The sequence below is a fragment of the Photobacterium sp. HL06 genome, from assembly GCF_059552575.1.
Genome location: NZ_CM183914.1, coordinates 1,613,238 through 1,631,691 on the forward strand (window position 1 = coordinate 1,613,238; position 18,454 = coordinate 1,631,691).

16 protein-coding genes and 1 pseudogene are annotated in these 18,454 nt (G+C 44.5%); 14 read left to right on the top strand and 3 right to left on the bottom strand.

Annotated elements, in window-relative coordinates:
* The first annotated feature begins 27 nt into the window (after nt 1-27).
* From AC51G0_RS07675 to AC51G0_RS07720, 10 genes are all read left to right on the top strand, one after another.
* Complete coding sequence (locus AC51G0_RS07675) at nt 28-1,893, top strand: phage tail tape measure protein (protein ID WP_496301896.1); 1,866 nt, start codon at nt 28-30, stop codon at nt 1,891-1,893.
* Nucleotides 1,893-2,225 (top strand): DUF2590 family protein, encoded by a 333-nt coding sequence (locus AC51G0_RS07680; RefSeq protein WP_496301462.1) that lies wholly within the window; start codon nt 1,893-1,895, stop codon nt 2,223-2,225. The genes AC51G0_RS07675 and AC51G0_RS07680 overlap by 1 nt, the downstream gene beginning before the upstream one ends.
* The gene (locus AC51G0_RS07685) at nt 2,218-3,405 is read left to right on the top strand and encodes a baseplate J/gp47 family protein (RefSeq protein WP_496301463.1); all 1,188 of its coding nucleotides are present in this window, start codon (nt 2,218-2,220) and stop codon (nt 3,403-3,405) included. Before AC51G0_RS07680 ends, AC51G0_RS07685 begins: the two co-directional genes overlap by 8 nt.
* Nucleotides 3,392-3,994, top strand: coding sequence for a phage tail protein (locus AC51G0_RS07690; RefSeq protein ID WP_496301464.1), 603 nt, complete (start codon nt 3,392-3,394; stop codon nt 3,992-3,994). Before AC51G0_RS07685 ends, AC51G0_RS07690 begins: the two co-directional genes overlap by 14 nt.
* Nucleotides 3,995-4,006: 12 nt before the next feature.
* On the top strand, nt 4,007-6,571 hold the full coding sequence (locus tag AC51G0_RS07695; RefSeq protein ID WP_496301465.1) for a phage tail-collar fiber domain-containing protein: 2,565 nt from the start codon (nt 4,007-4,009) through the stop codon (nt 6,569-6,571).
* Nucleotides 6,572-6,573: 2 nt separating this feature from the next.
* Nucleotides 6,574-7,110 carry a baseplate complex protein gene (locus AC51G0_RS07700; protein ID WP_496301466.1) on the top strand — a complete coding sequence of 179 codons (537 nt, stop codon included), beginning with the start codon at nt 6,574-6,576 and terminating at the stop codon, nt 7,108-7,110.
* Nucleotides 7,107-7,796, top strand: coding sequence for a hypothetical protein (locus tag AC51G0_RS07705; protein WP_496301467.1), 690 nt, complete (start codon nt 7,107-7,109; stop codon nt 7,794-7,796). The genes AC51G0_RS07700 and AC51G0_RS07705 overlap by 4 nt, the downstream gene beginning before the upstream one ends.
* Nucleotides 7,787-8,551 carry a hypothetical protein gene (locus AC51G0_RS07710; protein ID WP_496301468.1) on the top strand — a complete coding sequence of 255 codons (765 nt, stop codon included), beginning with the start codon at nt 7,787-7,789 and terminating at the stop codon, nt 8,549-8,551. The genes AC51G0_RS07705 and AC51G0_RS07710 overlap by 10 nt, the downstream gene beginning before the upstream one ends.
* A 1-nt stretch (nt 8,552) precedes the next feature.
* Nucleotides 8,553-8,750 carry a hypothetical protein gene (locus AC51G0_RS07715; RefSeq protein WP_496301469.1) on the top strand — a complete coding sequence of 66 codons (198 nt, stop codon included), beginning with the start codon at nt 8,553-8,555 and terminating at the stop codon, nt 8,748-8,750.
* 708 nt (nt 8,751-9,458) lie between these two features.
* Nucleotides 9,459-10,379, top strand: a complete 921-nt coding sequence (locus AC51G0_RS07720; RefSeq protein ID WP_496301470.1) for a pentapeptide repeat-containing protein — start codon at nt 9,459-9,461, stop codon at nt 10,377-10,379.
* 98 nt (nt 10,380-10,477) lie between these two features.
* On the opposite strand, the pseudogene AC51G0_RS07725 reads toward AC51G0_RS07720, so the two are convergent.
* A pseudogene (locus tag AC51G0_RS07725) lies at nt 10,478-11,422 on the bottom strand (glycoside hydrolase family 18 protein); the annotation flags it as partial.
* Nucleotides 11,423-11,944: 522 nt separating this feature from the next.
* Here AC51G0_RS07725 and AC51G0_RS07730 point away from each other — a divergent pair.
* On the top strand, nt 11,945-13,105 hold the full coding sequence (locus AC51G0_RS07730) for an EAL and HDOD domain-containing protein (RefSeq protein ID WP_496301471.1): 1,161 nt from the start codon (nt 11,945-11,947) through the stop codon (nt 13,103-13,105).
* Between the two features lie 74 nt (nt 13,106-13,179).
* Here the strand turns inward: AC51G0_RS07730 and AC51G0_RS07735 are convergent, their stop codons facing one another.
* Entirely contained in the window at nt 13,180-13,827 is a 648-nt protein-coding gene (locus AC51G0_RS07735) for a YccT family protein (RefSeq protein ID WP_496301472.1), read from the bottom strand.
* Between the two features lie 281 nt (nt 13,828-14,108).
* Here AC51G0_RS07735 and AC51G0_RS07740 point away from each other — a divergent pair, with 281 nt between their 5' ends.
* Together AC51G0_RS07740 and AC51G0_RS07745 are read left to right on the top strand one after the other, a co-directional pair.
* A complete protein-coding gene (locus AC51G0_RS07740; RefSeq protein WP_496301473.1) occupies nt 14,109-14,360 on the top strand; it encodes a hypothetical protein in 252 nt (83 codons plus the stop codon).
* 275 nt (nt 14,361-14,635) lie between these two features.
* Nucleotides 14,636-16,801: a hypothetical protein gene (locus AC51G0_RS07745; protein ID WP_496301474.1), complete on the top strand. Its 2,166-nt coding sequence runs from the start codon at nt 14,636-14,638 to the stop codon at nt 16,799-16,801.
* A gap of 67 nt (nt 16,802-16,868) precedes the next feature.
* Here the strand turns inward: AC51G0_RS07745 and AC51G0_RS07750 are convergent, their stop codons facing one another.
* Nucleotides 16,869-17,303: a DUF2846 domain-containing protein gene (locus tag AC51G0_RS07750; protein WP_496301475.1), complete on the bottom strand. Its 435-nt coding sequence runs from the start codon at nt 17,301-17,303 to the stop codon at nt 16,869-16,871.
* Between the two features lie 438 nt (nt 17,304-17,741).
* Here AC51G0_RS07750 and AC51G0_RS07755 point away from each other — a divergent pair, with 438 nt between their 5' ends.
* Nucleotides 17,742-18,188, top strand: a complete 447-nt coding sequence (locus tag AC51G0_RS07755; RefSeq protein WP_496301476.1) for a DUF3319 domain-containing protein — start codon at nt 17,742-17,744, stop codon at nt 18,186-18,188.
* Nucleotides 18,189-18,454: the final 266 nt, after the last annotated feature.

An 18,454-nucleotide genomic window follows, 5' to 3' on the forward strand; every position in this document is an offset into this window, starting at 1 on the left:
TAACGAGTGAGCTTACCAGACGCATTGATGTTCCAAGTGGGCCTGATTGACAAAATCAGTAAACCACTTGGCAACATTCAAAGACAATTCGGTGATATGGGGCGGGATTACCGTGACGGTACCCATACTATGATAGCGGGTGCCGCTGGCGTTGCAGGTGCAGGTTTTGCACTGCAAGCCGCGTTAATGCCTGCCATCGAAATGGATCGCGTTCTTGGTGAAGTGAAATCGTTAGGTGTGGCTGATGAGCAGCTGCAGCAGCTTAGTGATACTGCGCTGAACTTTGCTGTTGATTATGGTAAGTCGGCCACTGAGTTTGTGGCCGCTTCCTATGATATTCAATCGGCCATATCTGGTTTGGCTGGCAATGAGCTTTCCGAGTTTACCCGTGCTTCAGGTGTGTTAGCCGCAGCCACAAAGGCGGATACATCAACCATCACCAACTATGTTGGCACCATGTATGGCATCTTCCAGAACTCAGCAAACGAAATGGGCAAAGCTGACTGGGTGAACATGCTTGGTGGGCAAACGGCAAGGGCCGTTCAGATGTTCAAGACTACTGGTGATGGCATGTCCTCGGCTTTTACTTCGGTGGGAGCTTCGGCCACGGCTGTTGGTGTTGGGATGACAGAGCAAATGGCGATCCTTGGTACTTTGCAGTCCACTATGAGCGGAAGTGAAGCGGGTACCAAATACCGTGCTTTCCTCGCAGGTACAGCCAAAGCCCAAGAAGCCTTGAATATGCAGTTTACTGATGCCCAAGGGCAGATGCTGCCAATGGTCGACATCCTGAACCAAATCAAAGGGCGTTATGGCGACACTATTTCTGTTGCTGAATCAGCAGAATTGAGCAAGGCATTCGGTACCCAAGAAGCAACTGCCATGATTCAACTTCTGATGCAAAACACCGATGGGTTGGCTAATTCCATTGATGAGCTAGGCAAGGTGAAAGGTCTTGATGTGGCTGAAGAAATGGCTGGAAGCATGACAGACCAATGGGAGCGACTGGAACAACTAGTGTTCGCAATACGGGCAGCATTCGGCCAAGCACTACTGCCGGTTGTATTGCCTGTGGCTCAGGCATTTGCCGACGGAGGAAAAGAAATCCTTCTTTGGACGAAGATGTTCCCGAACTTGACCAAGTACATCGGTATGGCAGGAATGGCTGTGCTTGGGTTAGTAGCCGCTGGCGGTATGTTCACCATGATGATGGGTATAGGCAAACAGGCCATGGTGGCCTTTACCTTAACCATGAAGATTTGGGCAGGCATGAACTTCCTGTTGACTAAAGGCATGGTGGCATTACGTGCCGCCGTTCTTGCAGCAAACATCATGATCGCTGCTAACCCTATCGTGCTGGTAATTGTAGCCATCGTTGCCGCAATAGCTGCTATCGGAGCCCTGATTTACTACTGGGATGATCTGAAAGCCAGCTTTGGCGATACCACTTGGTTTCAGATTATCCAAGGTGCAATCACCTTGCTAACGGCACCATTCCAAGCATTGTACCAGTTCCTGAAAGGCGGCTGGCAATGGGTAATGAGTGGCTTCACCGATACCAGTGGCTTTGATGGCCTGTTCGCTTTGGCTGATAGTCTGAAAAACATTTTCGGTACCGTCTTCAGTTGGATATCAGAGCAACTTGGCAGTGTATGGGAAGTGGCGAAAGGCTTGGTGGATTGGATCCCCGGCTTTGGCAGCGAGGAAACCGAAATTAAATCCCAAGCCGTTCAGCAGGCTACACCAAGGGCAGCTATCCAACCAGGCGGCGCGGCTAAATCCATAGCCAGCTATCAAACTAGTTCAACTAATTACGGTGGGGTGGCTATTTATCCAACTTATATGGGTAGCCCGCAAGATATGGCGAGCGAACTAGAAATGGCGGCAGGCTGATGGCGGATTATAAATATCAAGATTTGCTGATTGAAGAAGGTGATGTGGTGCTTGATGCCGGGCGCAACCCTATTTTGATTCAAGACCGAGCAGTGATCGCCCAAGACATTAAACACGCCATTTTAGAAAGCCAGCTAGCAGTTGAACTGATTGCCGAGCGTAGCCCATCACTGAAAGCCGATATTCGCACCAAGTTGGAATTATTGGTGGAAGAAGATGTGCGCTTGGTACCGGGAACGGTACGACTTGAAGAGCCCAAAGAGGGCACGATTTATATCTTTGCTAAAACTATCGACTTTGGCGAATTGACCGTGGAGCTTGTGAATGTCTGATATTCCTAAACCTGATTATTCTGAACTAGTGAAACAATCGGGCATACCGACTGATGAAGCGGGTTGGAAAACAGTGCTCAAAGAAGAAATGGAAAAGGAAGAGTGCATAATCTCTAATGATTCGCCTTTCTCCCCGTTCTGGCGCTTGATTGAATCTGCCGTGGTTAAAGTCACCTTGTGGCTAATTATCACCTTACTGGTTGGTTATGTGCTGCCAAATATGTTTGTCGCTACGGCAGTAGACCAATGGCTGGACTTGCTTGCATGGCAATGCAAATTGACTCGAAAGGGCGCAACTAGCGCCAAAGGCATGATCGCCTTTCAACGTGCGGCTGTGAAAGGCCCGGCATTGGTCATTCCAAAAGACACGTGGATTCAAACCGAAGCGATTAACGGAAATATCTACCGTGTTCGTGTTCTTGCCGATACCACCTTGCCAGAAAACGAAACCATGATTTTGGTTAATGTCGAGGCAGAAGAAGAGGGTGCGGCCTACAACCTTGGCGAAGGTTACTACCATATTTTGCCTACTGCGATACCTGGTATTGCAGCAGCAACCAACCCCGCAGAATGGTTGCTCGAAGCAGGGGCCGATAAAGAAAGCAACGACGAACTTCGCTTACGTATCCGCAACCAGTGGAGCGCCGTAGCGAAATGGCACATTGATGCAGCTTATCGCTCTTTGCTGACCAGTCGCGCAGGTATTAATGACGATAACGTGTATTTCGAGCATAACGCACCCCGGGGACCAGGTACTGCAAACGCCTACATTCTGCTTGATACGGGTGAACCATCACAAGAAATGCTCACCGACCTGAACACCTACATTCGCAACCAGGGGCAACACGGCCATGGCGATGATCTGCAGGTGATGGCGATGCCAGAAACACAACACAGCATTGTTTGCCATGTTTGGCCGCTTCGCTCCCTCACTATGGATGAGCGTACCCAGCTAAAAGCGGCGGTTGAAAAGTTCATCGGTGCCGCATTCCGCGAGAACACTGATTACTCGCCAACGGTGACGAATCCGGTGCTTCGCTTTAGCTTCTCCAAACTTGGGCAAGAACTACACGGCCAGTTCTCGGAGATTGAATCACTCGAATTTGATAATGCAGACATCATCAACAACCTGACGGTACCACGAATTCAGACGTTGGAGGTATCCATTGAAAATACCTGAGATAAACCTGCGTTACTGGATGGGTAGAGGCGAGTTAGCGAAATTCGCCCGAGCACTGTGTAATTACTGGGAACATGTGAAAGCCGCTTTTGAAATGCCGCTGCAACAACATGACCCGCTGATCGCCCCGATTGCTTTGGTGAATATCCTGGCTTGGCAACGTGGAGTCGAAAAGCTCGGCCAAGAGCCCGAAAAACTGTTTCGCATCCGTGTGGCTCATGCTTACGGGTTTTCCCGCGAAGCTGGCTCGGTGGCCGGATGGGAAGAGATGTTTGAAAAGCTCGGCTATCCGCACATTGCCCAAGATGAAAGGCTAGTGAATGTCGATTGGGATGTAGTCAGCCTGAAAATTCAAGACGGTGACTTAACCAACGTTCCGAAGTTATTAGACACAGTGATCCGCCAGTACGGACGTACCTGTCGCCGTTACCAATACACCAGTTATGTCGAAATGCCGTTGGCTGCACGTAGCAAGAACATTGAAGCGCAATATACAACGTCACATGTAAAGACACGGATAAATGTTGGCATGTTACCGAGTGTGCTCAATGTCGATTGTGAGTTTTACCAGGCCACAGTGAAAGGTTAAGGATTAACAAGAATGACAAACACCACTGATAAACAGATTCTAACTGCTGCTGGTAAGGCGTTATTGGCCCAGCTTAACGCAGAAGAAAAACCACTTATCATTGATAAGATGATTTTTGCCAACGTGCCGAACCGTCCAGATTTTCCACAGCCTGATGATGTGGTACCAGGTGACGATGTTGTTCATGAAACAGCCGTAGAGCAGCGTGGACGCCTTTCTGCAGACACGGTTATTTACAGCACAACACTAACCAGTGAAGTAGGCCCGTTCGAGTTTAACTGGACAGGTACCTACTGCTCTGAATATGGCGTTTTGGTCACTATCGACCACCATGCACTGACACCAAAGACTGCCAACGAACCAGGTGTCTCGGGCAATACATTGGTGCGCTCTGTGGTGCTTGAGTACAAAGACATTGCAGAAATCACCAACATCACGGTTGATGCGTCAAGCTGGCAGTACAACGCTGATCCTCGCATGAAGAAGATGGACAACGATACAGCTCAAGCCATCATCGACCAGAACGGCAAAGACTGGTTCATTGAAGATGGTTTCTTGGTAACGCCACAATCCACGGCCTACAACATCAAAGCAGGTGCCGGTTATGTGTCGGGCAACCGTGTCACCTTAGAATTTGATCGCAACGTTCAGGTACCTAACAAGCCATCGTTCATCTATGTGGATGCTCACCGTGAAGGTACATCAACAGGTGAACAAGTCACGTTGTTTGATTTCGTAGTCACAGCCGAAGAAAAAGATGACTACACCGATGCAAATGGCGTGAAACACTTTGTGTGCAAGATTGCTCAGGTGCTGGCTGATGGCTCGGTTGTAGACATGCGGCCGGAGGGAGAGAGCGCAGGTAAAAAGTGGGTGGAAGAAAACGCCGACAAGTCATTTGATGATCTAGAAGAGTTAAAAGGTTCTAGCTATCGAGTCGAAGGTAAACGAGTTTATCTACAAGGCCGATTTAAACCTAACGATGGTGGTGCAGCATATTACAAAATTAAGCGTGGATTAACGGCAAACGGCATTTGGATACATGATTTGGGAAGTAGTTGGTTCGCGGAGTTACAGTTTGATGATATGGGTGTATCTGTTGTTACTCTGGGAATGAACCCTGAAGCTGCTGATAATCGTCAAACTTGGAATGACTTGAATAATTTGGGTATATTTAAAACCGTGACGGTTCCTGCTAAAACATTCCGTTTGTCTCAATTTGTTCCAAGAAATATAACTATTAAGGCCGAGCCAGGGGCTAAATTTGAGTTTTTTTATACCACCACCCCTGTTTTTGTTGGGTTTAAAGAAAACGTTAATATTTATGACCTGTGGTTGCATTCCACTGAGGAAGATTTGGAGTGGCAACGGGCAGAGTTTTCAGATACTCATGATGTAAACATTTATCGTGGCAAAATCTCAGGTTTTCGCCATGATTCTGTATCACCTAATGCGTGGGGGGCTTACTTCAAGCGCGCAAAACGTTGTTACTTGCATAATGTTGAGTTTGAAGATAACACGCAATCGGATATTGCTATTGTTGACGGCAATGAAGATGTTGGAGTTTATCAGCCGAAACATACAACTGACGAGTTAGTGATTAACTGTGAGCCAAACGGGAATGAAGTAAATAAAAGAATTGAGGTTAGTGGTTTTAAAGCTAAACGCCTCTATTTGCTTGTAAACACTCGTGGCATCAATCCGCTGACAGAGATAGCCATCAAAAACGCTGAAGCCGAAGAATTGTATTACGATGGCGCTGACGTTTCATTTGAAAATGTTGTATGTGGTCGAGTGTATGGTGATCCTAATCAGTACTTTACAGGGGTTATCAATTCAATTAATTCGTTTGGAATTGGCGATAATCTGCTAATCGACCCAAGGATTGTCGTTCTTGGGTCGAATAATGGTAACTGGAATGTTCGTTTTTCTAGCATAATTCCTACCAGTCGTTATGAACTGTTTAAACACCCAAATTATGTAGGCGTTCATATTAACCCTCAGAATCTCAATGGTGTTGTAAATATTGAGAGTCAGCACCCTATTCCGATTGAGGGCGGAAAAACTTACTACGTCCACGTAACGGGAACAGCGTTTATTCCGGACGGTGCGCCACATGGTTCTGATTACTTACGCCTGGACTGGAAAGACAATACTGATACGGAAATTCAGTCTGATCCGGTTCGACCTTTCAGAACACAACCAGGAACCACGTCACCAGTGCGAAGTGAGGGTGTGTTCGTTACCGCCCCCGGCAATGCTGAAACTGTAGTGATTCGTATAGCCAATGCTTTTAGTACAACAACCGTCAGTTGTATTTTGACGGCAATCACGTTTCATGAGGCGAGAATGGACTCGACTCAGTTCAACGATGTTTTAGTTAAATATCACTCCCTATCAAATGAGCCAAGGAGTGTTTATAAGTCAAAGCTGACCTCTGAAAATTTCAATTATCAGTTGCCAATGCTCCTCAATGACGTGATATCCGTTGACAGTAACAAGCAAATGTTCCGCTGTATCGATGACACCTACTATCAATCAGCCGGTCATTGGCTTGGTCAGTTCAAAGAGGTGTGAGAGTGCTAACCCTAAACGGAACTCAACTCCCATTAAAGAACCTACGCATTAGCGTTCGTCAGCAATTAGCCGGACAGGACATGTCCGGCCAAACCTCGGCTACTGACCAAGCGGAAACAGGCAGCAAAGGTAAAATACTGACTGTTAAAGGCGCGATCCCTTTTACCAAAAAACAGCTATTAACCAACTTATTCAGCATGGCCGAAGCACTGGAAGACGGTGCTCGGCAAGTTTATCGAATCAGTAATAAAACCGCCGAAACCTTAAAGATTCGCCAGGTGAAATTTCAAGGCGCGATTCGTGCGAATGAGCAAGACACACTCAGGCAGTGGAGCGTGTCATTTGAACTTGTTGAACACTTATCCGTTCCAGAACGTGTTGAGCAACGTCAACCCGACAAGCCAGCTGCACAACAAAAAGTGCAGGGCGTAACCACACCAGTGGAAAGTGGCCGGAGTGAAGATGTTCCTCCTGGTACAGAGGTGGAAACATCACTGGTAATGAGAGCGTTAAAAGCAACTGATGAGTGGTTAGCATGACGGCAAACAACAAATTCCTTTGCCGAATCTATCTCGGCAAGGAAAAAGCCAAAGTAAAAAGTCACCGCATCGTATTCAGTGAGAACACACCAGGGCGATGCAATCTCATGGTTGAAGGCAATCCTGAGCCAAATACGATCGTTGCGGTTGATTTGGGATGGGGGGACTCAATCACGCGAGTATTCTTGGGCTACATCGAACGTGTACAACCTGCTGAAAAAGGGTGGTCAACGTTATTTTGTCGTGAGCTGGCGGCGGTATTGTTCAAGCCGCTCAACATCATTATGCGCCATCCAACATTGATGCAGCTACTCAGTGAAGTCACCAACAAAACAGGGCTGCAGTTTGTGGTGCCAGAAAGAGCCTACAGCAAAACAGCTATTGCTTGTTTCTACAGTGATGGTAATGGCTATCGGGTCATTGATGAACTGGCCCAAGCATTCAGCATTGATGATCTGTTTTGGCAGCAACAAGGTAACGGTCAAATATATGTTGGCAGTTGGAAGGACTCGTTTTGGGCAGATAAGCCAATCACCATCCCAAACCAACTAATGACTAATCACACCGCCAACAAATCAGTGAAAATCCCTGCAATCCCAAAACTAAAGCCGGGTGTTGTTGTTAATGGCATTCGCCTCACTGGCGTAGAGTTCGAAGGAACGGAGGCAAAGATAACGTGGATGTAAAAACAATTCGGCGCATCATCTTTCGCCTGTTTCCAGAGTTGACAGGCCGATGGCATTTACCAAGATGGGGGAAGGTGGTCGCACTGCCAGAGCTGCCAGAAGAGGGCGATTTGTCTGATCGCTTTTATCCTCACTATGCTGTTGATGTTCAGCTACTTGATGAAAAGGGTATGGAGTACGAGAACAAACCACCACTTCAAGCGGTACCGCTTCCCGTTCCTGGTCTTGGTGATCATGCTGGCCGACTCGAACCGCCTGTAATCGGCAGTATTGTCGAGCTCGGCTTTATGTTTGGACAGCCAGATAAACCATTTATTCGTTGCGTCTTACCGCTTGGCTTTAAGTTACCGGCTATCAAAGAAGGCGAAAGCCGATACCAGCAACGTAAAGGTGTTTACCATTACGTTGACAAAGACGGCAACTTTGAAAGCACCACAGACAAAAACGCCACACTCAACTGTATCGACAGAGCAGTTAACGCCACCAATTACACCGCCATCATTGAGCAGATGTGCAAAATTGTGGTGAAACAGAGTGAAGAAATCACCATTCTCAAAGATCAGGTTCAGGACATCAAAGGGCAAGTGAATCTCACTGTGGGCAAAGACCTAACCATCAAAGCCAAGAACATTACCGAAGATGCAGACACCATCAAACTCAATGGTGGTAAAGGGGTGTGTACTGGCGGAACTTACTGCCCATTTACAGGGAAAACCCACGTAGACGTATCAACTACAGTATTTGCAGGAAAATAATATGGCATTAAGCAAAGCATCATTGAAACAGAAACTGGAAACCGAACTGAAAGCCCAGGGCTTTGTTCTTGATGGCGAGTTCGCAATGGCGGGTAAGATGGCCGAGGCCATAGCTAATGCCGTGGTGGATGAAATAACCCAGAACGCCAACGCCGATGTAAAAGGTGGTAGTTCCACCGGGCAGCATTCAATCATCTAACACTTATACCTCATACCTAATCACCACAGAGCGCCCTTAGCAGGGCGTTTTCTTTCATCTGATGAATCTACACCGCCAATCATCCACGAAAAGCACAGAGACAAGCGCACACCACCACGGAAAGGCTGACGGCGACGTTAACGCCACGGAAAGCGCACTCCTCCTCCCCCTCCTGCGGGCTTTGCGATCTAAAATTTTTTCAGTTTTATATTTTCGCAATTCTGGCAAGCCAGCGAAGAGCGCAGGCCACGGCGAGAGCAGAGAAATAGCGGGGTTCGGGCTGAGAGTAGACACGCTGAGAATGGCTGTCAGGGAGGAAAATAAAATCTCAAAGAATGATCTTCTTTTCACCGTTTTTCAGTTTAATGATCACGATAAAGATTCAATGTTTTTAACTAAGTGATTGATAATAAATGGAATTGTGTGTTTTTCGTCGTATTTCTTTGAAACGAAAGGATCTGCCACAATTTTGAGAGGTACCGACAAACCCAGTAACCACGCGGGATGAATTAAGTAAGAGTGAAAATGAAAACTGAAACTAGTGATATGACAACTTGACTACCTCAATTTTCCAACAAGTCAGGATTAGCAACTTTTATTCGTTATTTTTCGAAAGTGTTGGGTTTACTCTGTATTGAGAATGTAAGGATACTTGGACAGTGATAGGATATTCAGCAAGATAGATAAGTTAGCTTAGTGCCAAGGAAAATGATGAGACGACAGAAACCAGAATTTTATCGTTACAAGAAGCAACTCAAGACAATTCCTTGTGCAAAACATTCGAAACCGATAAATAACATGTTACATCAGTTAGCTAACTGGTTGAATGACTGGCATTTAGTGCGGATTTTCTCGTCTCTATCAAGTTTTTTGTTGATAACAGCACTCTTTTCATTTTGGACGGACCTTCAAGACCGTCAAGTCGGGCTAATTAATTCCGCATGGCAACTTCTTACTAGCGATGTTTCTGGTCAATCAGGTAAAGCACAAGCAATTGAATATTTAAATAGTGAAAAATGCTTACTGAACTCAGTTCTATGTTGGAAAGAGCGTGTGCCATTAGCTGGACTCGACTTAGCACCAAGTAATGAAAATGAACTCGGGGTATATTTGGTTGGGGCTAAACTTAGTGGTGCTCAACTTTATGATGCCGATTTTACGGAAGCTGACTTATCTAATTCAGATCTTACAGGAGCTGAATTAACAATTGCTAATCTAATGAGAGCTGATTTTTCAAGAGCTATATTGATTGGTGCAATACTGGTGGATGCTGATCTAAGTCAGGCATACTTAAGTGGAGCTAACCTTTCGTATGCTAATTTGAGCGGAGCTGATCTTCACAACACGTTTTTACGGTCAGCTAATCTACAGAACTCCAATCTTTCTAATGCTGACTTAACTGGTGCTGATTTGGGTTCTACAGATCTAAGAGGAGCTAATTTTATCAGGGCGGATATTAAAGGGGCCAACATAGGCAATTCAGATTTGAGGGGAATTCGCCTTGTATCAACTGAAGAGAGAAGCTTACATGTCAAGTGTAGTAGGCTCTTTGAATTTAAAGGTTGGGAAAAAGCCAAAAGAGATGAAAGCCTTGCTTGTGGTGCTTCTATCCCAAGATATCTTGAGTAAGATGCACTTTTAAGTGTCGCCACTTTGTCGCCATTAGTTGTTCTTGTGGCTTTTAAGTTCTTGAATAAGAAAACATTAATTTTGATAAAAAGATTCTACGACATGATATTGACGTAATCTAGGTACTTGGTGACGTCAAACGTCTCCATACCACGCAGCAGGTAACCGGAAGATGGCGCTGCGATAGTTAGCATATAGTGAATGCCATCTTGCGCTGATGCTTGATCTAGCTTTTGACGGAGGACTTTCATTAGCTCTTGGTAAGAGGCCCATAGGTACTGACGGCGAGGCTCCATGAAAGTTTTGTCATCTGGGTTGCCTGCACCTGCCATTGACGTTGGGTATTCGTAGTCGATATCCAGACCGTCGAACTTGTACTTTTTCATCATCGCAACTGCAGAATCGGCAAATTTTTGAATACCTGCGTGGTTAATGCTACCGTCAGCGTTGGTCGTCATTGTGTAGAAGCCGCCATCGGCAACCCGTTTGCCATCAACACCAAAGTGACCGCCGGTTTCAGCCCAGCCACCAATTGAAATCAGAGTCTTTACTCCGTGTTTGGCTTTTGCTGTTGCGAGCGCGCCGAAGTGGCCCTTGAATCCAAGAGAAGGATCGATTTCAACGCCGTTCCATTCCATGCCAACTGCCGGGTTGGTCGGATCATTGACATTGCCAATATTGACATTGCCGTCGGCTCCTATGCTGACAAATGCATAGTTGATATGCGTCAGCTGCTCCCATGGAATATCTTTGACTAAATATGAGGCTTGCGGATCATCTCCTGCACGCCAGCTAGTGAAGTAACCAATGACCCGGCGAGGGTGGTCTGCCCCCATTTGTTCACGGCCTTGCTCATCGTAAACGGTACAGTATGGAACGGTGACCCCTTCAGTCTGGTATAACCCGTCGGGGCGACAATCTTTGGCCACAGCAGCGGTACCTGATGCTGTAGCATGCACATTGAAAGCCAGTAGGCATGAAACAGCAAGGGTTGTTAGCCTGAAAGCCTGTTTTATTACCTTTCCTTGTTTCGAATGATTCATTTGTTCATCCTTAAGTTGTTGTTACATTATTGGTTTGAATGAGAGGCAGTGTATTTATTCTTTAATTCTGCCGTGAAAAAACTATAGAAAACCATCTGGAATTAGCACTGTTTATAAGTGTTTTTTTTATGATGCCTCGCAAAAACAGGTGGTAAAATGTAATGTTTAAGCCCTTTTTTTGCACAGAGAACCAATTGATTTGTAGGATGAACACTTGATTTATTTGAATTGCCCTTTAAGCAATCCAAATTTAGTTTGTTGCATTTTGTGCAGGAAGGAGCTTACTTTGAGTTAAAATTGCTCAATTGCCATTGGTTGCCTGAATGTTTTCTTGGTGGGGATTTGACTTGTAAATGGTGCGCTTGTATAAAGGCGTTATATCATTTTCCAGCTAAAACCCACGGTTGTGTATTTACTCAAAATACGAGCAGGTGTTAGAGAAGTACTAAAATGGAATGTTCCGCGGTACGGCAACCGATATATAATGCTAGAAAGAACAAAGTCGCATACCAAATCAGTTTTGTGAATCAAGAACAGCTGGCCAATAAATGTATTCCAGCGGCTGTTTTCCAGGATAGATCTGATCCCAGAAAGCTATATGAGCTGCTTGCCAAGGCTGGTGTTGACTATTATTCAGACAATAAAACAGTAATCATTACATTTGAGCGTGAGACCCTTAAGGGGATATTTGACTACTTTTTCTCTTCTAGAAGCCTAGTGATAGAGCTTTCGACTGCAGAGGCATTGGATGACGAGCTTCTTGGCCTTATTCGTATCGGTAAGCGTCGAAATTATAACATTATTCTTGGAGAGAAGGCGCTGCTAGGCGGAAATGAAGATTTTCTGAACTATATTAGTCATATTAAAGTTGATGTGGCGAATAAAACACCAGAAGCTGTGCAGCTGCTAATTAATAAAGCACAGAAGCATAACGTTCGAATAATTATCGATAATATCTCTTCTGATGAGGAATTTAATAAATTCCATGCACTCAACGTGGATTTTTTTATTGGTGATCTTTTTTCAAAACAAGATCTTGTTGAAATGCGAACCAATAAGCTTCATGAGGGTAGCTTGCTGAATGTATTTCAGCATGTGATGTCGGAAGATTATTGCTACCAGAAACTAACCGATATTCTTGCGTCAGACGCTCAACTCACTCATAAACTGATTTCTTTTTTGAATTCAGTGATGTATGGACGAAAGGGTAATATTTACTCGGTGAAGCAGGCTATTTGCTTCATGGGCGAAAATAAAATGCGTAAGTTCATTTCATTGCTGACGGCGCAAGAGCTGACGGATTCTCGCTCGGAAGATATTTATTTAAAGGCGACGAGTCGTGCTAGGTTTTGTGAGTTGTTGGCCATGAGGATGGGTAAAAAGAGAGCCGTCGTTGATCGGGCTTTTTTGAGTGGATTATTCTCTAATCTACCCGATATTCTGGGGTTAGAGATGGAAGAGGCTTTAGATATACTCAAAATTCATGATGATATTAAGAAGGCCTTGATGGGATCTGAAGGTGACTTGAAGCGCTTGGTTGATATGGTTGTGGCTTATGAGTCTGCCGACTGGGATAGGCTGTCAAAACTGACGGAAGGAAGCGGCGTGCCGTTTGATTTAGTTCCCCGACTCTATAAGCAAATGATCAAGGATATGAAGACAGAAACCTATCTAATGCATTAGTTAGTCGTTCCTCGAATATTAAAAGGGCCCAGGCGAGCTGGGCCTTTTTTGATCTAAAACTGGCCGCAGGGCAGTTATAACTGGTTAATGTGGGCTTTGAAGCGTTCACGCGTTGCTTCGTCAGCTTGCGCATACCAATAGTTAAGCATGTTCTCGGCAACATTCTTGCCTTGTGGTAGCGGCTTGCCATCAACGGCAGGTTTGGCTGTTGGCGCAGCAGCGATCGCAGGCAGTGTAGTGATCGCCATGGCTGATTTGAGTGCTGCAGGTTTGTCAGTTTGGTTATAAGTCGCAATTTCTGCTTCAAAATTCCGCCCGAACTGTAGCCCATGCTTCATTAATTTGTCTTGGGCATAATCGACCTGGTTACCTTGCTCGTCAGTTAGGGTCAGGGAGGGGCTCTTGTTGAACTTCTGAGCGTCTTGTGCACTGCGCAGCTTAGGTAGTTCGAGATGATATGTTGAATCCTGGCCGGAGAATTTCACGATGACCACATCGGATTTAAATAGCTGATGCTCACCGTTCTCTCGGTAGCTGTCTTGATAACGGAAGGCGATTTGGTTTTCACCGTTTTTGAGTGAAACAGGGTCGTTTCCATCTGCTTCAATGCCATTGACTAAGACGAGCTCGGCGCTGTAAGGAAGCGCTAACTTGATATCAGCAAGAGTCGGAAAGCTTAACCCGCATGCAGCTATGGCCAGAACGGCCGTACGAAATTTCATGTCAGTTCCTTGATGGTTCTATTATCACAGCAGTTTGGCGCTTACGGCCTGAATATAACCTGAATGCTGTCGTGCATAAGACAGAGAATAATGTATTCCAAATCCTCCCTCAAGAACAAAGAGCTAGCTGCTTGACATCTGGGTTTAGTTAACGAGAAAAACTGTATCAAAATGACTTCCGCCACCAATAAAAATATTTTTGCTTTTCCTTTGACGGTGAAAACGCAGATGAAAAGGCGTGGGACTTCTTGCTTTGGGCCGCAGGTGCGCGTGGCTGGTCGATGGAATCTAAATCTGAAGATGAAACTTACCGCCAAGCCGTAGCTGAAGCTAAACAAGCCGCATGTATCGAATACGCCAACAGCTATTTCCGATTCAAAGAAAAGCGTGCTTACTGGCAAAGCGTCTTAAATGATGAACATTTCCGTAATGAAAATGAGGGTGATCATGAGGCTGAACTGTCTAAGAGCATGCTAATGGTTGAGCAATATGAGAGGTATTACAATACCGGTGATCCGTACCTATTGATGTAAGGGAATGATTATGCGTGACGAAGAAAAGCGACAATAAAAGTTTCAAGGATTAAAATAATCCATACATTGTGTCTGGTTGTCTTTACAACGGAAGGTGAGCCAATATAATCAACACGTTTTAGTCATTACTGCGTTGTGATAACAAGTTCAAGGTGTTGTATTTATAGATCATCACCTAATCATTAGGTGAAATAACTTAAAATCTCACTTTGAAATTTCAAATAATTCATAAAAATGTCGGTTAGGATAAGAATTAGCTCAAGGAGCGATACCACATGAAACACTTAGTTCGAGGTGTTCTTTTTATTTTTCTATTAGGCTCATTAGTCGCCTGTGGTGGTGGCGGTTCAGGGGACAGTGCAACACCAACACCAACACCAACACCAACACCAAACACGATTGATAGTCTCATAAGTTCAGCTGATGAGGCATACAACGAGGGTGAATATACAAAGGCATATGGGCTTTATAAACAGGCCGCTGAGTTAGGTGACAAATGGGCCCAGTTTAACGTTGCTTGGATGGCAGAAAATGCTGTGGGAGTGCAACAAAATTATGAAACTGCAGCATATTGGTATCAAAAGTCCGCTGATCAACATTATCCTGCGTCACAAAATAATTTAGGTGTCTTGTATGAAAATGGCTTAGGAGTTGAACAAGACTATACCAAAGCAAAAGAGCTTTATCTTGCATCAGCGAAGCAAGAAAATGAATACGCTAACTATAACCTAGGTCGCTTATACAAATCTGGCCTTGGCGTTGACCAAAATGATGAATTAGCTGCAGATTGGTTTGAAAAGGCTGCGTACCTGGGGCATGCCTATGCGCAAGCTAATTTGGCTGATGCTTTCTATTACGGAAATGGCCGAGAACAAAATTTATATAGTGCTTATTCTTGGTATCTAGTGGCAGCAGAGCAGGGAGTAGCCAGTGCTCAGAATAATGTTGCTGAAATATTTGAAAAAGGTAAACCTTACGGTGTCAACTATAAGCTAGCGTTTTATTGGTATCTCAAAGCAGGCGAACAAAATTATCCTTCAGCCTCATATAGCTTAGGCTTTTTGTATGAGAAAGGGTTGGGCGTTACCAAAGACAACAATATTGCCAAGAGCTGGTATCAAAAGGCTGCAAGTCAAGGCTATGAGAAAGCAATCAGTCGGCTAAATCTCGCGCCAATTAAAATGATTTTTTCAACGGCCACGGCGTTTGCCGCACTTAAAGAAGATGGCAGTGTAGTTACCTGGGGCTCAGACTACTACGGTGGAGATTCATCAAGTGTCAATACTGAACTGTCCGCTAATGTTGAAACTGTTCTTTCAACCATTGATACATTTACGGGCCTCAAAAGTGATGGTAGTTCGGTGGTATGGGGAAAAGGAGCGAGTATTGCAAATTACTCAGCAGTTGCTTCAGACCTTACTAGCGGTGTTAAGCGCCTTATTGCGAGAAAAAATGGTTACGCTGCGCTGAAAGACAACGGAAAGGTAATAACTTGGGGAAGCGGCACAAGTGATATAGATTTCTCATCAGTATCTTCAGCATTAGAAAACGGAGTTAAAGAGATTTATTCTTCCAAAGATGCATTTGCCGCATTAAAAAATGATGGCAGTGTCATTACTTGGGGAGGGAAATATTCTGGTGCAGATTCATCATCTGTCGCTTCCGAGCTAGAAGGTGGTATTAATATGATCTACCCGTCGAATGATGGCTTTAATGATGGCTTTGTTGCATTGAAAGACAATGGCGGTTTGGTATTGTGGGGTTATATTGATAAGCCCTATTCACATCAGCAGCCTAACCTATCGAGTGGAGTTAAAGAAGTATATACCTCATCTGGAGGAGCTTTCGCGGCCTTGAAAGATGATGGTAGTGTTGTTGTTTGGGGCGATAGCAAATATGGAGGAGACCCCTCTTCGGTAGCATCAGATCTTACAAGTGGTGTGAAATCTATTGTTTCAACTCGTAATGCTTTTGCCGCTTTAAAAGATGATGGTAGTGTTGTTGTTTGGGGTGATAACAAATATGGAGGAGCCCCCTCTTCGGTAGCATCAGATCTTACAAGTGGTGTGACGGAGATGTATGCCGTTTTCGATATCTTTGCTGTACTGAAAGAAGATGGTAGCGTGGTAACTTGGGGCTCAACCGATTATGCCGAGAGCTTATCTTCAGTGGCTTCAGAGCTGTCTAGTGGCGTGAAGACGATTTATTCAAACAAGTATGCCTTTGCTGCATTGAAAGAAGATGGCAGTGTAGTTACCTGGGGCTCAGACTACTACGGTGGAGATTCATCTTTAGTCGCTTCTGACTTAAAAAGTGGTGTGAAGATGATTTTTTCAAATGATAATGCCTTCGCAGCTTTGAAGGAGGATGGCAGTATTGTCACCTGGGGAAATTCGGGGGGTGACTCTTCGTCTGTAGCGCATTTACTTAACCCCCTTTAAGTAGAAAAAGCTCAAAGTGTTTTTATTTACAAGGCTGCTGAAGGCAGCCTTTCGGACTTCCCTTAAGTTACTCAGCTAATTTTGTTTTAAGTACACGTTTCATCCCTTCTTCCGGGTCGACTAGCTCTAAACCTGCACCACCGACAAAGAGTCCCATTTTTATGTAATTCTCAATGAAGTAGTTTTGGCCAGATTCAGCGTCAACAATTAAGTCATTAGGGCTAAATTCGGACTCAGTTGAAAGGGTATGTTTACCTTCACTAACCAGTCTATAGAAATAAACGGAGGGAGCAGATTCACCTAATACTTCACCATCAATCCATATGGTTTTTTTCAAAGCACCACCAAGAGCAGAGTCTCTAAACACATATATACCGGCATTACCTTCAGGTGGGGGGGTGAATTGTTTTGCTTCTTGATCCATTTCCTTAGACGCCATTGGTACTGTTGCACATCCGCCTAGAGTCAATAATGCCAATGTTATTACTAGTATTCTTTTCATCAAAATCACCCTGTGCCATCTGATATTTGTAATTGTTACAATTCTCAAAAAATTGATAGTTACTATGCCCGTACCCAGATCCTTTATATGAAAACAGACATCACGAGTCAAAGCTTGGCATTGTGCCTTACTTCTCAGGCAGCAATGTGTGATGTTGCAAGCAAAATGAATTGTGAGATTGATATATTTACAAAAATTAGAATGCATGGAAATTTTGATGTGGGCACAATGAAGATACATAACTAGACTGCTAAATGAGGATCGTTTTTCGTCACTGGTGTGTCCTGCTTCCTGTGAGCGTATCAATAGTGTTAATTGATAACGTTATGAAAACCTCCTTTACGGAAACCTTTATAATCACAAGTCAGAGCAGTTTTTAACTAAAAGTTTGATACGTTTTAGATATAATCTCAGATAATTTCGGTTATAACGTTGCCTATGTCTATAAAAAAAGAGCTATTTAGATTATTCGGCTTCAATAGCAATCGGACTTCATCAAAGGTAACTGAGTCAAGCCACCTGCAACAGCCAGTAATAAAAAGAATGCATCACCGCGGTTATCTTATGGAAAGCTCGACTGAGGGTGTTGATAGCTGGAAAGCAAAGATCAACGGTAAGGTTATTACTGGTGAGCAAGCTTTTATCAAGGAAAGTATTGATTGGTGGTGTGACAAGAAAACAGAACTATCACCGGAGAAAGCTTCCAGTCACGACAGCTCAAAGCGTAAAGTTGAAGTTCACCAAGGGTTCAAAATAATGAATGATACCGGTGAACACAATGGATGGTATATGTTGCATAATGGAAAATTGTTAAAAGGAACAAAGAAGGCCATTGAAGCAAGGATAGATATTGCAGTTGAAAGGTTACGCAGAAAACAAAAATGATTTGCCGCGAACATCGTCCCGTGCTGTAAATCGGCCAGTAATTGGGGTAGTTAGCTCCATACTAATCACCACCCCCCGATAACTCAGAACCTCTAGCGTTACCCACACAGAAAGCTAGCCTCAATCAGCTAATCAGTGAGCCGGTTTGGGATGTATCTCTATTGAAGGAAAAGTGGTGATAACGAAACCTAGAGGGTATTTCGTTATCACCCGATAGACACGAATGTCTCGAAAAAGAGGTGGTGCACAATGCTCATTAGTGAGTA